8 protein-coding genes are annotated in these 15,766 nt (G+C 50.8%); 2 read left to right on the top strand and 6 right to left on the bottom strand.

The features are described from left to right. Window positions 1-21 precede the first annotated feature (21 nt). The 6 genes from SYN7336_RS20405 to SYN7336_RS29285 all read right to left on the bottom strand — a co-directional run bounded on the left by SYN7336_RS20405 (window position 22) and on the right by SYN7336_RS29285 (window position 11,116). The gene (locus tag SYN7336_RS20405; RefSeq protein WP_017327797.1) at window positions 22-573 is read right to left on the bottom strand and encodes a hypothetical protein; all 552 of its coding nucleotides are present in this window, start codon (window positions 571-573) and stop codon (window positions 22-24) included. A 546-nt stretch (window positions 574-1,119) separates the two neighbouring features. Continuing rightward, the gene (locus tag SYN7336_RS28340) at window positions 1,120-7,473 is read right to left on the bottom strand and encodes an FkbM family methyltransferase (protein ID WP_017327796.1); all 6,354 of its coding nucleotides are present in this window, start codon (window positions 7,471-7,473) and stop codon (window positions 1,120-1,122) included. Between the two features lie 508 nt (window positions 7,474-7,981). Next, window positions 7,982-8,950, bottom strand: coding sequence for a hypothetical protein (locus SYN7336_RS32475; RefSeq protein WP_017327795.1), 969 nt, complete (start codon window positions 8,948-8,950; stop codon window positions 7,982-7,984). Window positions 8,951-9,473: 523 nt separating this feature from the next. Then, window positions 9,474-9,821: a hypothetical protein gene (locus SYN7336_RS20385; RefSeq protein ID WP_017327794.1), complete on the bottom strand. Its 348-nt coding sequence runs from the start codon at window positions 9,819-9,821 to the stop codon at window positions 9,474-9,476. 231 nt (window positions 9,822-10,052) lie between these two features. Further along, window positions 10,053-10,400: a hypothetical protein gene (locus SYN7336_RS20380; RefSeq protein WP_017327793.1), complete on the bottom strand. Its 348-nt coding sequence runs from the start codon at window positions 10,398-10,400 to the stop codon at window positions 10,053-10,055. Window positions 10,401-10,861: 461 nt separating this feature from the next. Continuing rightward, complete coding sequence (locus tag SYN7336_RS29285) at window positions 10,862-11,116, bottom strand: HetP family heterocyst commitment protein (protein WP_156820250.1); 255 nt, start codon at window positions 11,114-11,116, stop codon at window positions 10,862-10,864. Window positions 11,117-11,910: 794 nt separating this feature from the next. On the opposite strand from SYN7336_RS29285, the gene SYN7336_RS20375 reads away from it, so the two are divergent. Both SYN7336_RS20375 and SYN7336_RS20370 read left to right on the top strand, forming a co-directional pair. Beyond that, a complete protein-coding gene (locus SYN7336_RS20375; protein ID WP_017327792.1) occupies window positions 11,911-12,690 on the top strand; it encodes a peptidylprolyl isomerase in 780 nt (259 codons plus the stop codon). 36 nt (window positions 12,691-12,726) lie between these two features. Then, complete coding sequence (locus SYN7336_RS20370; RefSeq protein WP_017327791.1) at window positions 12,727-15,747, top strand: peptidase domain-containing ABC transporter; 3,021 nt, start codon at window positions 12,727-12,729, stop codon at window positions 15,745-15,747. Window positions 15,748-15,766 lie beyond the last annotated feature (19 nt).

The following is a 15,766-nucleotide window of genomic DNA, read 5'->3' as shown; positions in this document are numbered from 1 at the left end:
CAGCAGTGTTGGGATGCGCCCTCAAAGCCCGGTCGGTAACGTGTCTGCCACATTGACAATTTCCAGAGCAGCAGTTGATAGGTGACCTTCGATCGCAAAGGCCGAACCATCAATGGTTGAGACCCCATAGGGACCGAGGGTATTCACATCTGCAGTCAGCAGTGCCTGATTGCCCTCAATATCGGATGTTTCGGTAGTAGTATCGCTGGTAAATACAGGTTTTTCGAAGACAAGGTCGGGGTTGAAAGGACTCACTGGGTCAATAGAGGCATCTGCTTCAGCCTGAGTTTCCATGCCAACTCCCTCTGAACCTAAAGAGGAGTCTGAGGGAATGGCGGTATCGACTGGCCCCCCCTCTGTCTGAGTATGGTCGATCGCCGTCTCGTCGAATAAAGGATCGTCGATCGGTTCTTCGCTGAAGAGTGGATCGCTCGCTATGTCCTCCTCCCCAGCCAGAGTAGTATTTTCACTGTCCCCAATGTATTCACTAGTGTCTCGGGCATCTTCGCGAGTATCAAAAGCTGAAGACCTGATACTGCTAAGTCTGGTGACAGGTTCGAGATTATCAGCCATTTCTACCTCCAATTGATAACTTTTAAATAGCTGCTAGGCTGCGATTAGATCCTCCATCCGCAGAATATAAGGGCATTCATTCGAACATCAAAGTTAGGTGAAGAAATATAAGCCTAATACTGGTAATTTCTACTTTCCCTTAGAAGGAGAATTCTCGATTAAACAGGACAAGCTTTTGAAATAGCCCAAACACTTCTCCAAAAGCAGGGCTAAATCATCACCACAGACTTCTTGGCAGTCCACTCGTGTCTTGAAGTGAGTTGATAGCGACTTCTAAGCTATTTAAATCAATTAAAGCAATAATTTGGCGAGATCCACCACTCACTTAAACATACAAAACAATCAGCTTAAATGTCAAGTAGAAGCTCCTATAAATTCAAGTCACTGCAACGCTCTCCAAACCCAAATTCATGGCATCGATCGCGAACCCTAATCGATCGCGAACCCTAGCTGATGCAGGCAAGGGATGGGGGTCAGCTTTTTGGACTTTCCGATCCTTGGCATATCAGCACAGAATCCACATAGAAAACAGATCGCGTTAGCCTCCTACGCTTGGCTCACTGGAACCGGCTGACGATTGCGAGCGAGCTGCAGTCGGCGTTCTGACTGAGAGCTATGAAAGGATTTCCGAACAACCTGGCTGAGTAAGGATACGGTTTCTCGAACTGAGAAGTAAGAGGAGAACGCACGACTGTTCTCGTAGGTTTCAAAAATACTGACGAACAACCAGTCTTGTAAATTGTCACCAAATCGTTGAGTATCATATTGTGGATGAACAGGTAAAAATGGCTCTCCGATCGCGATCGACTTCCCCGATCCTAGGGTTCTCACCAAGGATTGAAGGATCTGGACGGCAATCTGTCGCTGTCCTAAATCCATTGCGACCCGAGCTAAGCTGCAACATCTTGCAAAAGTTGCTTTAGCAAGGACAGCTTGCTGAAGACATGCAAAAGCATGTTGTAAGGCTGCCAGTTTTTCGCCAGGGCCGATCTGCTCCGATCTGGCGAGAAGATAGCCATTGAGTCCCTCTAAGTAAACTTGACGGTCGGAATTAGAATTCGTAGAAAAATGCTGCCACTGACTGAGAAAAGGTTTTGCATAAGCCAATTCTGCGATCGCCTTCAACCAGTAGGACGGCTGCGGTGGCCTTGGCGGTTTTCGGAGTTCTCTAACCAGCAGCCCTCGTTCGGCTAACTGCTGCGCTCGATCCTCCTTGCAAGCAAATAGGTTCAGTTGGTAGCCGTCGACGGGCTGAGTCGAATCAAAAGGAGCTAAGAGTGTCAAGCCCGGAACGAAGGAGTAGGGTTCATAACCCAAGTTCTGAAACTGCTGAATGAGAGACAAATTGATGTGTCGGCCATGTTTGAGTTCAAACATGACTAGCGGAGAGTGCTTTGCAAAAAATTCTTGCCCACCTGCAAGTATCTTCGATTCTTCCCCCTCTGCATCGAGCTTGAGAAAATCGATTGCCCACCAGTCTTTGCGACCCAATTCTCCATCCAGGGTCAATAATTGAATTGTTTCTCGCTCTGTGTGGGTACTGCTTTGTTGTAAAGAATTCAGCTCGCTGTTGGCGGAAAGGAATAGGGTGGCTTCACCCTCGCGATCGGATAGACCTGCATTGACAACTTCTACTGTCGATAAAGAATTGGCTTTCACACCTTGCTGCAAGCGTTTGCACACCGAATGGGCGGGCTCATATGCGGTGACTTGCCCTTGTCCTTGTAGTAACTTAGCCATCGTTAAGGTGTAAACCCCATGATTGGCCCCAATGTCTACAACCTGCATCCCTGGCACAATCAGTCTGCGGATAAACGCCATCTCTGCTTCAAACCAATCCCCCTGTTCGAGCAAGACATAGGTCGTCAAGCTATTGAGATTGTCTTCAACGCAAACCTTGACGCCTCCCTCAATCTCAACGAAGCGTTGACCTGGCTCAACTGGTCCAATCGGCGATGTTGTCTCCAGAACAGCTCGAACTGTCTCTGTTGACGGAGTGACAGCAAACGCCCTCGGCTGTTCTCCCCGCTGCCAAATCGATCGCATTTGCGTATAGGCTGCTTCGATATTGCGCCTTATTCGATCGCGATCGAATAAGGGCTCGCTTAAACGATTCTGGGCCAGCTTTCGTTTAATTTCCCACAGCACATCGGGTTGAGTTGCCAGCTTCAGCGCCAGCGCCTCGTAATCTTCCAGGGTGTACGTCACGAGCTCTGACAGGCCAATTGTCTGAAGCAAACTCCCAGCTACCCGCGAGGCAAAGCTCCGCCCAGCACAAGTCAGCACGGGCAAGCCCGCCCACAACGCATCGCTGGCGGTCGAGTGGGCATTGTAGGGGAAGCAATCTAAAAACAAATCTGCTAATTGATGGCGGGCTAAGTGGTCCGACAACTGGTCTAGACGCGGCGCAAACACCAATCGGTCAGGGACGATGCCCCGACCCTCGGCCTCCTTCCGCAAGTTTGCTTTGGCCCCTGACTGGCCCTGTTTCAACCACAACACACTGCCGGGAACTGCACCGAGCAGGCGCATCCAGACATCGAACAATGCTGGTGAAATCTTATATGAGTTATTAAAGCTGCAGAACACGAAACCATCATCGGGCAGGCCAAACTCAGTCCGCGACAACATGCGTTCGGCGATCGCCTGCGTACTGTCATGGCCCAGATAGCAGTCGGGTAAATGCACCAGCTTTTCGGTGAAGTAGGGCTGTTGCTCTGCAGGTACAACGAACGGATCGACCAGAATATAGTCAATGAAGTCTGTTCCCATTGTGGCGGGATAGCCGAGATAGTTAACCTGAATGGGAGCAGGGCGATAGGAGAGGATCTGTGCCCGACAATTTCCGGTATAGCCAGTAAGGTCGACGGCAATATCGATCTCCAGATCCCGGATCGATTGTGCTGCCTCGCGGTAAGACATCTGAGAGACATCTATGAAACGATCGAATGCTCGAACCAATCGCTGGCGCATTGGGCTGGCATCTTCGGGACCGAAAGAGATTGCCACCAGTTCGAACCGAGACCGGTCGTGCCGCTCGAATAACTCCACGATCGCGCGAGCCACGGGATGCTCGCGGTAGTCCCCCGATAAATAGGCAAGACGGATTTTGTCATGCGCGTACCGCTCGCCATTCCACAAGGGCGAACGAGAAATGCCGATGCTGTTGGCGCAGAATTGTTGGGCTGCGCTCAAGTGCACTGCTGGGTCATCGCTGACTGCCAACATTGCGAAGGGAGACGCTGCTGCCCATTGCTCTAATTGGGATGCTGCGACAAGGGATTGTTCCTGCACTGATAGTCCATCCCAACCGAACATCCCCCGCCGCGCCAAGACGTATTCGATTAGAACTTCTGCACAATCGGGCTGGAGTTGGAGAGCTCGTTGGTAACAGACAATCGCTGCTTCAAACTTTCCTTGCTGTCTGAAGGTATTACCCAGGCTGGCGTGAGCTTGGTAAAAGTCCGGTTGGAGCTGGATGACTCGCCGATAGGACGCGATCGCTGCTTCAAACTTCCCTTGCGCTTGATAGGCGGTGCCGAGGTTGTTGTAGGCTTGGTGGAATTCGGGCTGGAGCTGGAGAGTTCGTTGGTAACAGACAATCGCTGCTTCAAACTTCCCTTGCTGTTTCAAAGCATTACCCAAGTTGTAATGGGTTCGATCGCAGTCGGGCCGGAGCTGGATCGCTCGTCGATAACAAGTAATAGCCTCGTCTAATTCCCCTTGCTGTTTATAGGCGTGACCCAGGCTGGCGTAGGCTTCATAAAAGTTGGGCTGGATCTGAAGAGCTCGTTGGCAGGAGGCGATGGCCTCCGCTGAGTTGCGTTGCGCGAGAAAGGCAGCACCCAGTTTGTAGTGGGTATCGGCATTATTAGGTTGAAGGTCACTCGCTTTTTGATAACACTCGATTGCTTCAGCCCACCTCTGTTGCTGCGCGTAGACTGCACCGAGGTTGAGGTAATAATTAGGAACTTTTGGATTTAGCTCAATGGCACGGCTAATCTTTTCAATCGCAATGGGATATTGCTTCTGTTGGCCGGCAATGGCCCCCAGCAGATTCCAGGCATGAGAACGATCGGGTTGCCATTGCAGCACCTGCTGCAAACAAGCTTCCGCTTCTGATAACTTTCCGGCATGACAGTGCCGCACGCCTAATTCGAGCTGCTCTTTGATGCGATCGGACGCTATCTGCTCGGATGCTCTAGCTCCTTTAGCAGGCTCGGGTTGATGCTGGGGGGCGGACCCGTTTGGGGAGGGATTTGACTGGGTTTTCTCTGGAACAGCTTGACTTGTTTCTGTTGGCGGGGTGACGGCAAATGCTCTTGGCTGTTCTCCCTCTTGCCAGAGCGATCGCATTTGCTGGTAGGCCGCCTCGATATTGCGCCGGAAGCGATCGCGATCGAATAATGGCGAGTTCGAGCGATTCCGGGCCAGCTTCTGCTGAATCTCCCCCAGCACATTTGGCTGCATTGCCAGCTTCAGTGCCAGCGCTTCGTAATCTTTCAGGCTATACGTCACGAGCTCGGGCAGGCCGATGGTCTGGAGCAAGCTACCGGCCACCCGCGAGGCAAAGCTCCGCCCAGCACAAGTCAGCACGGGCAAGCCCGCCCACAACGCATCGCTGGCTGTTGAGTGGGCGTTGTAGGGGAAACAATCCAAAAATAAATCTGCCAATCTTTGGCGAGCTAAGTGATCTGACAGCTTGTCCAGACGCGGCGCAAATACCAATCGGCTGGGGTCGACCCCCCGGAGCTCAGCCTCCTTACGCAGATTCTCTTCCGCTCCAGGCTTTCCTTGTTTCAACCACAGCACGCTGTCGGGAACCGCATCCAGCAGGCGCATCCAGATATCGAACAAGGTAGGTGTGATTTTATATAAGCCATTAAAGCTACAGAACACGAATCCATGCTCGGGCAGGCCACATTCTGCCCGCGACGGCGTACTATCGGCGATCGCCTGCGTACTGTCATGGCCCAGATAGCAGTCGGGCAAATGCACCAACTTTTCGGTGAAGTAGGGCTGCTGCTCTGCTGGCACAACAAACGGATCGACCAAAATATAGTCGATGAAGTCTGCTCCCATAGTGGTGGGATAGCCGAGATAGTTGACCTGAACGGGCGCGGGACGATGGGCTAGAATTTGCGCCCGACAGTTTCCGGTATACCCGGTGAGATCGATGGCAATGTCGATCTCCAGGTCCCGGATCGATTGCGCTGCTTCCAGGTAAGACATCTCGCGAACATCGATAAAGCGATCGAACGCTCGGATCAACCGCTGGCGCATTGGGCTGGCATCTTCGGGACCGAAAGAGATGGCCACAACCTCGAACCGAGACCGGTCGTGCCGCTCGAATAGTTCTGCCATCACATTGGCCACGGGATGCTCGTGGTAATCGGCTGACAGGTAGGCAAGGCGGATCTTGTCATGCGCGTACTGCTCGCCATTCCACAAGGGTGAAAACGAACTACCGATATAGTTGGCACAGAAGCTTTGGGCCGCAGTCAAATGGATGGCTGGATCGTCGTCGATTGCCAGTAAGGGAAAGGGAGGTTCTGCCCAATCTTCCGATTGGGAAGCGACAACAAACGATTGTTCCTTCGGTGCAAGTTCATCCCAACTACAGATATTCCACTTTGCGCAGATGTATTCACCGAGGACTGCAGGGCAATCGGGCTGGAGCTGCAGAGCTCGATGGTAACAGGCAATGGCTTCTTCTAACTTCCCTTGCTTCTTTAAGGCACCACCTAAACTGACATGGGCACGATGATAGTCCGGCTGGAGCTGGAGAGCCCGATGGTGGCAGGCAATGGCTTCTTCTAACTTCCCTTGCTTTTGATAGGTTGCGCCTAGATTGTTGTGGGCAGGGTAGAAATTTGGCTGGAGCTGGATGGCTTGTTGGTAGCAGGCAATGGCTTTTTCTAACTTCCCTTGCTGTTGATAGGCAGTCCCTAAGCTGTTATGGGCTTGGTAGTAGTCGGGCTGGAGCTGGATGGCGCGTTGGCATGAGGCGATTGCTTCTTCTAGTTTCCCTTGTTTTTTTAAAGCATTGCCTAGGTTGTTGTGGGCGTGGTGGTAGTTGGGTTGAAGCTGGATAGATCGTTGGTAACAGGCGATCGCTTCTTCTACCTTCCCTCGGTCTTGGTAGACATTGCCCAAATTGCTGTGGACTGGGTATGAGTCTGGCTGGAGCTGGAGGGCTTGTTGGTAGCAGTCAATAGCCTCGTCTAACTTTCCTTGACTGTGATAGATATGGCCGAGATTGTTATGGGCATCGAGGTGTTCGGGTTGAAGCTGGAGAGTTTGCTGAAAGTAGGGGATAGCTTCGTCTAATTTCCCTTGCTCTTTTAAGATGGCACCCAGGCTGGCCTGGACTCGATATAAGTCCGGCTGGAGCTGGAGAGCTCTTTGGTAATTGGCGACGGCCTCGTCTAATCTGCCTTGCAGTTTTGAAGCGTTACCCAGGTTAGCGTGGGCTAACGCTTCATTAGGTTGAAGGTGAATTGTTTTTTGATAGCACTCGATCGCTTCATTCCACTTTTGTTGCTGTACGTATATCGCACCGAGGGCACTGTGGAAGCTTGGTTCTTGTGGATTTAAATCAATGGCACGGTTAATCTGTTCAATCGCGGTTGAGTATTGTTTTTGCTGGGCCGCGATCGCACCTAGCTGGTACCATAAAACGGGGTTTTCAGGTTGCCACTGCAGGACCTGTTGGAAGCAAGCTTCTGCTTCTGATAACTTGCCAGATTGGTAGTACGCGGTACCTAATTTATACTGTCGCTTGATGCGATCGCCAGATACCTGTTTGGCTGCTCGAGCTCCTGCGGTTGATTTGGGCTGGTGCTTTGGTCCAAATCCCTTTGTAGGAGTCCCGTTCGCTCTCTTACCAGACTTACCCATGGCAGCTTAACTCCTCAGCTATTGCGATCGCATCTACTCCCACTTCCAGTCGAGATCGGAGAATATAAGCAGATCGGAAGTCGAGCTTTAAGCGCCGATTTTTCCCTAGGAATCGCTTACAGCCCATCGTCTTCGTTACGTTTTTTCTGATTCCAGCTTCACTTTTTTGCCACAACCATGATAGAACCAGCAACTCTTGCCGAACAGATTTCTTAGAGAATCTAAACATAAACATAATCACTACACTCTGTTCTTAAGACAGCGAGGAGGCATAGTATCTAGAACTCAATGACCAAGCTCAAATTCTCATAGAATTGAGGTTATGGAGAACTCATTGAGATCGACATAGGTGCCTGAGATAAATGCCTACTGCATCAAAAAAGAAGAGGCATCACAAAGAGTTTCAATCACTCCAAACAGGATGCCTCTTCATAATTTTCAGCTAACTGATACTCACATAAGTTACCTATGTGAATGGCCAGCATATACCGATCGTGGCGGTTGAAGATTAAGCAAATTCATGGAAGATTTCAGGTATGTCGAATGAGAATCCATAAGTACCTGAACCCACGGTCGCAATAATATCTTCTGCAGCAAAGTCCTTCGCGATGGTATATGTTGCTGCGCCGATTCGCAAGAATGCGTCTTCGTCGACCAATGTATTCGGATTATCTCCTCCTTCAACTAGAACGACACTCTTATCGCCGGTAACTCCATCGACTTCCACTTCGAAGATTGCCCCATCTGGAATGACTAGCTCCAATGCCAGACCACTAGCATCAAACTTAGAGGCTTCATCGCCAGGAATGGCTGCGACCTCGACACCCGCTCCAAATACTCCTAATTCAAATGCAGCTTCTTCACCCGATCCACCTGCTAGAGGAGCGTCGTTAAAGCCCGTATCGAGTTCGTAATTGAATGAGTTGCCGCCGGGGGTAACATCTGATACTCCCAGGGGATCCAAATCTAGATTGTCAAAATCTAGTCCTAGGGCTGGAAGAATGAGATCGGGAACCCCACCAGGGCCAGCTGCGATTGGCAGCGGATCGGGGTCTAAAAGACCGACTAAACCACCGAAAGTATTGCGGTCGTCGACATCCTCAAACTCGATGGTGAATGTAACGGTAGTGCTTGTGCCAGCAAAGTCTAACGTATTACCAACAACATCGAGGGCGCCACCTACAAACAATTTCTCATCGTCTTTAGGGGCGACCGCAGAGATAACCGAGAGGCTTACGCTGGAAAGCTCCCCATGAATCGACAGAACCGAAGAATCAACCTCAACTAGTGTATCGGTACCGATAGCTTCAGCATCGAGGGTTAGAGTGCTGATATTGCCATCAATATCGGCAAAAGCATCGATATCGATATCTGCATTGAAGTCTTTCTCAAATAGGATATCAGTATCAAAGGTGATTTCGTTGTTTACCGTGGAGTTAACAGTTTTGTCCACGAGGAAAGGGTTTTCGAAAGCCATGACTTTCTCCTTAAGTTTAAACTTTAACATCTACTGAAGAGCGAATTGAGAACCTGCGTGGAGGATATGTTCTGAGTACTGTTCAAATTTCCTCAACAGGGCACGAGATAGGGCCTATCTGCCAGCCTCAAACAGATCGCCCTAAATAACGATCCACGCAAAACTTCTTCAATTGAGTTCGGCGTTCACCTCTACCTCACTCCTGCAATAGCCCTAACGGCTAAAAAGCTTAACGTCAGGACTTGTCTTTTTCTGGATTCCAGAGAGTGCAGGCAATCGCTTTTTGTCTGTAGCCTCTAGCGATCGAGGAGCCAGTTGTACTGCAAAATTGAGATGTTTCTATTCAAGAGAGAACTAACCAAATCGACCCATCGAGCAAGGGTTCCTTGGGTATCGATGCCAGGAGATGTCTGGAAGGTAAAGTCACTGAGAAAAGTCCGAGCCCCACAGGACTTCATCCAAACCGATAAAGACTTCAGATTATCCTCCAACCTTCCAGACAGCCTGAATTTAGCCGATAAGCTTAAGGAGTGGGAGTCGTCGCAGCAGAGATCACGGACAGACTCAAGCTGGAGAGTTCTCCATGAATCGACAAGACGGAAGAATCAACTTCTACCAACGTATCCGAGCCAATGGCTTCAGCATCGAGGGTTAGAGTGGTGATATTGCCATCAATATCGGCATCAGCCACCACTAAAACATCAGTCGTAGAAATCTTGTCGAAGGTGATATCGGTGTCAAAGGTAATGACGTTGTTGACTGTCGAGTTGACTGTCTTATCTACTATGAATGGGCTTTCAAATAGACCGCCCTTCGCGTGAGAGGCATCGGCAGTCAATTCTTCCAGATAGTTTAGGTCTACGAGTTTCATGGTTCAATTCCTAATTCATCTAAGTACAATGCAACCTAAGTGCATATAGCTGTTGGCTGAGATCTCTCAGACTGTGCTTGAAAAGTCTTAGAGAAAATAGCTACCCCCACAGGCGACAGAAAAACAGATGAGAGAATGAAACCCTTGAGGGCTTCTACCCTTACTTACAGAGTTGGGGGTAGCAGGCAAACTTTTCAAATACACTCGCTAGATCTCGCTGATGTCAGTCAATTAAGGAGCGGGAGTTGTAGCAGCAGAGATCACGGACAGACTCAAGCTAGAGAGTTCTCCATGAATCGATAAGACGGAAGAATCAACCTCTACCAACGTATCCGAGCCAATGGCTTCAGCATCGAGGGTTAGAGTGGTAATATTGCCGTCAATATCGGCATTTGCTACCACAAGGACATCTGTCGTGGAGAACTTGTCGAAGGTGATATCGGTGTCAAAGGTGATAGTGTTGTTGACCGTCGAGTTAACAGTCTTGTCTACTTCGAACGGGTTCGTAAATAGACCGCCTTTCGCACGAGATGCATCTGAGGTCAAGACTTCCATGTAGTTCAGATCTGCGATTTTCATGATTAAATCCTTAACAATCTTGGGACATTAGCTCTTGTGTTATAGCTCTCAGTGAGCCACTGCTTAAAGATAGAGCTATAGACAAAGAACGTGTTGCCATTTTGGCACGAACTATTTTGTTAAAAAATATGTAAATCAGCATGAAAATTTATCAAAGATCTGCCAGTAAATTTCCCTCGGATACGATCGAAAGCATTGACATCAGTAGCCCTAGACCTGACAACATAGGTCTATCAGCCTGACTAGATACTCTTTTTGCAGTGTAATCGCAGATGATTGATACTTAGGCATAGTTAGCTGCTTTAAAGTGCTAGCCATACCTATATTTGTCAATTGCAGAGGAGCTTTTGTCTGACAAGAGATGGTATCGTCAAGAGATGGTATCGTCAAGAGATGGTATCGTCAAGAGATGGTATCGTAAGTCAAAGAGAATATATTCTTAGCATCTGACAAAGCAGATCTCACACTCTCTCGATCGCATCTTCTAAGATTTTCTTATATTTATGGGTGATGTATATATTCTTGCTAGAGCGATTCTGCTTTATTAAGCGATTATAGGTACGATAAGGAATATAGTGAAGCGGATTATAGCCACCAGACCTGAGCAGTAATACACAGGCCCATGAATATTTGCCTTCAGCGATCGCCCCGACAATCCGATCGAACTGTTCGGCTGTTATAGCATCACGAATATTATTGGGTGACGGACAATTCATTCTACTCACATCCCCTACGAGGAACCTAAGCATATCTCTGCAAAGTGACTGTCCTAAGCTACTACCGCCTTTCTCCCGATCCACTACCTCTGGTCCGTTACGTACGAAATCACACGATTCCAGTGTCACTCGCAGATAGCCTGAGTTGAAGAGTCAGCTACTGTAAACTCCAGGAAAATCAGCAGCACATCCTAACAACCTCCGCTATTTAGCTTATTTCGTTTATTGATATATCCTTGCCAATTTGGCAATGTCTTGCAAAGTTTTGTTAATACCTCATTCTAGCTTTAAGGCAAGCCTCAATTGAGGGTACAGCCTCCGACCCGTCTCGTATATAGAGAGGGAGCTGAGAATTAAATCTCGGCTTAGACTGCCATCTAATGCATTCCCTAGGCGATCGCCTGACAAACTCGTTGCAACGGGACTGATATCAATCCTCTACGAAACTGCGCTTAATACTTCGTCACTAGACACTGTTAGAAAGCTTGTCGCAGTAGACTAGGCAGAGTAAGTCCTAGAAGATTTAAGTTTAAGGTTTAGAGAGAGTCATGGGAGCAGCGGCGAAGGCAGTCAGCTGGAGGAAAACATCGTTATGCGATCGGAGATTCGGACAAACCGTATAGACTGACAGCGTCGGCCTCTCTGCTGTGGTTGGGGGGGTAAGGGGTAATCTCTTATAGCACCGCTTCCCAAGAAACATATGTGTTCCTACTTACGTAGCTCAGCTTCTGTGTATTGATTATGGTTGACCAACTGAACCTGTAGACTTAAACCCGAGTGGCGGTGTATTTCGAATGCTTGTATCGACAGATGCCAAACCAGTGGCGTTTTCACTTTCTATTGGGTCTCGCACGATTACAGCAGCAGATCTGCCAGAACTGCTGGAGCGCTATCAACTCATGCCGCAACTGCTGCGGGAGCTGATCGTTGACGAGGCGATCGCCGATATCCCCTGCGAAGCCGCAGAAATGGATGCCGCCTTTCAACAGCTTTGTCAGCGCCATCAGATCGGCAACGACGAAGAGGCTATCCAAGCCTGGCTACAGAAGCAGCATATTACCCTAGAACTTTTCAAAGCTCGTCTGGCCCGCTCGCTACGCATTGATAAATACAAAGAGGCCACTTGGGGGCCCAAGCTCAAAAGCATTTTCTTAGAGCGTAAAGCCCAATTCGACAAAGCCATTTACTCTCTCATCCGCACCCCAGACCCCTACGTCGCTCAAGAACTGTATTTTCGCCTGCAGGAAGACGAGCAATCTTTCGCTGCTCTGGCTGGGGAATACAGTCAGGGGCCAGAGGCTAAAACTGGCGGTATGGTGGGGCCGGTGCCGCTGGGCAACCTGCACCCAGCTTTAGTGCAAGTCCTCGCATCCAGCCAGCCGGGACAACTGATGTCCCCCCTCCATTTAGACAAATGGTATATTATTGTCCGACTGGAGCAGTTTTTGCCCGCCAAACTAGACGATGTGATGCAAAAAACCTTGCTCAAACAACTTTTCGACGACTGGCTTAAAGAACGAGTTGCTCTGGCGACTGTCCAGTCCAACGGGACATCTCCAGAGCCGCAAACCTAGATACTCAGATAAAAATAGCAATTAGACACTCTATCGATGACTACTACATTTACCACCGAAAGTTGGCTCGCTCAATTGGCCCCCTTCAATACCTTGCCTGCCGATGCCCTCGCCAAGTTGGGTCAGCAGGTGAAGTGGGTGCGCTATCGCATGGGTCAGCCCTTAGTTCCTAAAGATCGGCTGCCCGCTCAACTGTGCATCCTCTCGGAAGGACAAGCCCGCTGCATTGGCTACGAACCCGATACTGGCAAGCCCGTCTCTTTAGAGTCGACGAGCAGCGGCGAATTGCTCGGCTGGGTGGGGGTAGTGCGCGATCGCCCTTGCGAAACCGCGATCGCCTCCACTGAATGCACTGCAGCAGTATTCCCTGCCACGGCCTTCATCGACCTCGTCGAGCAATTTCCCACCATCGCCGCTTGGACTAACCGCCCGACTTTGGCAGAAGTCTTCGATGTGTTGGGTCAATACCTGCATTCGCGCCCCGACAGTACCGCGATTTTAGATGCTCAGTCGGCAGCCAACTTGCGGGAGCTGGCGCTGCAGGTTTGGCCCCAAACCCAAATGCACTTTTTAGAGACTGCCGCCGAAGTGCAGGATCTCGACGAAGATTATTTTTGGTTTGCCAGTAATGGCACTGCCGCTGGCACCCTGCTCGAAACTGAAGCAGATGTGGCCCGAGTGCTGGGGGCGTCTCCCGATCGGCTGCGGGCGATTGGTTTTCCAGCCTCCCTCTTTTTGACCGAAGCCACGCTCGCTCAAGCGGTGGCAAACTTTACCCCCTCTTCAACGGCGATCGCCCCAACGATCTCTTCTGCGACAATCCCGACAGTCGCCGACGATATCCCCTATGCTTCCACCTCCTTCGAAGCACTTCCGCAGGGCGATCGCCGTCGCCGTCAGCAGCAGCGCGAACAATTTCCCTTCGCGCGCGGGCGAGGCCCCATTGAAGGGCCGCTGGCCTGTTTTCGCATGTTGAGCCAGTATTTCAACCTGCCCTTCCGGCGAGACGTGGTGAAACGGGTCCTGGTCAACCAGCAGCAGCGCACGGGCAGCATTTCCTTGCAAGCCTGCGGCGCAATTGCCGAATTGGTCGGTCTCAAGGCCCAGCTTTTTGCCGCACCTCCGGCTGCCGTCGGCCAGCTCCCCACCCCTGCCTTGCTGCAGTGGCGCGAGCAGTTGGTGGTGCTGTTTGAGGCCAACCCTAAAGAACTCACCATTGCCATCCCCGAGCGGGGTATCCAATACATTACCCTCGATGACTTCGCGCAGTCTGTCGAGGGCGACATCGAAGTGGTGGCTCTGAAACAGACAGAGCATACACCCCAACAGCGCTTCGGCCTGCAGTGGTTCTGGCCCTCGATTGTCAAACACCGTCGGGTGCTGATCGAGGTGCTGATTGCCTCCTTCTTCGTGCAGTTATTTGCACTGGCCAACCCCCTGATGGTGCAGGTGATCATCGATAAGGTGCTGGTGCAAAACAGCGTGGCCACTCTGAATGTATTGGGCAGCCTGCTGATTGTCATGGCCCTGTTCGAAAGCTTTCTCACCGCTATTCGCACGAACCTGTTTGCCGATACCACCAACCGCATCGATATGACCTTGGGGGCACAGGTGATCGACCACCTGCTGCACCTGCCCATGCGATATTTTGGCAGGCGTCCGGTGGGGGAATTGTCCACCCGCGTCAACGAACTGGAAAATATTCGCCAGTTTTTGACCGGTACGGCCCTGACCGTGGTGCTCGACGCGGTCTTCTCGGTCATCTACATTGCCGTCATGTTCCTCTATAGCTGGATCATGGCACTAGTGGCCCTATCGACCGTGCCACTGTTTGCGTTGCTTACCTTCATCGTGGCTCCCGTCATCCGGCAACAGGTGCGAGAAAAGGCGGAGCGCAACGCCCAGACCCAATCCTACTTAGTCGAGTCGGTGTCGGGGATCGAGACGGTCAAGGCTCAAAATATTGAACTGTCAGCCCGCTGGCAGTGGCAGCAGAAATATGCCCGCTATGTCAGTGCGGGCTTTAAAAAGACGATCACCTCCAGTGCTGCCAGCTCGATTCAGAATTTCCTCAACAAGCTGTCCGGCCTGATGCTGCTGTGGGTGGGGGCCTATCTAGTTTTGCAAGGGCAACTGACCCTCGGTCAACTGATTGCCTTTCGCATCATTGCCGGATATGTGACGCAACCCTTACTGCGGCTGCTCTCGCTGTGGCAAAACTTCCAAGAAACGGCCCTATCACTGGAACGACTGAGCGACATTCTCGACACCCCTCAAGAGGTGGAAGGGGACGATCGCAATCACATTCCCATGCCGCCGATCGCGGGCCGGGTCACCTACGAAAACATCAGTTTCCGCTTTAAAGACAACGGTCCGTTACAGCTCAAGGCGGTCAATCTCTCCTTTGAAGCCGGTCAGTTTGTGGGCATTGTGGGACAAAGCGGTTCGGGTAAAAGTACACTCATGAAGCTGCTCATGCGGCTATATCGGCCGTTAGAAGGGCGCATCACCATCGATCGCTACGATATCCACAAGGTGGAGCTGTACTCCTTGCGTCGACAGATCGGCATGGTGCTGCAAGATTCGCTACTGTTTGACGGTACGGTGCAGGAAAACATTGCCCTCACCAATCCCGATGCCCCCGTCGAAGAGATTATTGGGGCGGCCAAGGTGGCCGTTGCCCACGAGTTCATTATGGAGTTACCTCAGGGCTACAACACCCGCGTCGGGGAACGGGGATCGTCTCTATCGGGGGGGCAGCGACAGCGGATCGCGATCGCCCGCGTAATTTTGCAAAACCCCAATCTGCTGATTTTGGACGAAGCCACCAGCGCTCTCGACTACGATTCCGAGCGGAAAGTGTGTACCAATCTGCAGAGGACTTTCCGCGATCGCACCGTCTTCTTTATCACCCACCGCCTCAGCACGATTCGCCAAGCGGACATCATTATCATGATGGATAGCGGGATGGTCGCAGAGCAGGGCACCCACGATGAGTTGATGGAACTCCAGGGCCGCTACTATGCCCTCTACCAACAGCAAGAGGTGATGGAATAAGTTTTGCCCCAGACTACTC

It is taken from the genome of Synechococcus sp. PCC 7336 (genome assembly GCF_000332275.1).
In the GTDB taxonomy this organism is placed as follows: Bacteria; Cyanobacteriota; Cyanobacteriia; order Thermostichales; family PCC-7336; genus PCC-7336.
This window is presented reverse-complemented; position numbering and strand designations above follow the sequence as displayed.

Bases quoted from the DNA above. Each gene is read 5' to 3' on its own strand.
- SYN7336_RS20405 (WP_017327797.1), bottom strand. From the start codon at position 573: ATGGCTGATAATCTCGAACCTGTCACCAGACTTAGCAGTATCAGGTCT.
- SYN7336_RS28340 (WP_017327796.1), bottom strand. From the start codon at position 7,473: ATGGGTAAGTCTGGTAAGAGAGCGAACGGGACTCCTACAAAGGGATTT.
- SYN7336_RS32475 (WP_017327795.1), bottom strand. From the start codon at position 8,950: ATGGCTTTCGAAAACCCTTTCCTCGTGGACAAAACTGTTAACTCCACG.
- SYN7336_RS20385 (WP_017327794.1), bottom strand. From the start codon at position 9,821: ATGAAACTCGTAGACCTAAACTATCTGGAAGAATTGACTGCCGATGCC.
- SYN7336_RS20380 (WP_017327793.1), bottom strand. From the start codon at position 10,400: ATGAAAATCGCAGATCTGAACTACATGGAAGTCTTGACCTCAGATGCA.
- SYN7336_RS29285 (WP_156820250.1), bottom strand. From the start codon at position 11,116: ATGAATTGTCCGTCACCCAATAATATTCGTGATGCTATAACAGCCGAA.
- SYN7336_RS20375 (WP_017327792.1), top strand. From the start codon at position 11,911: ATGCTTGTATCGACAGATGCCAAACCAGTGGCGTTTTCACTTTCTATT.
- SYN7336_RS20370 (WP_017327791.1), top strand. From the start codon at position 12,727: ATGACTACTACATTTACCACCGAAAGTTGGCTCGCTCAATTGGCCCCC.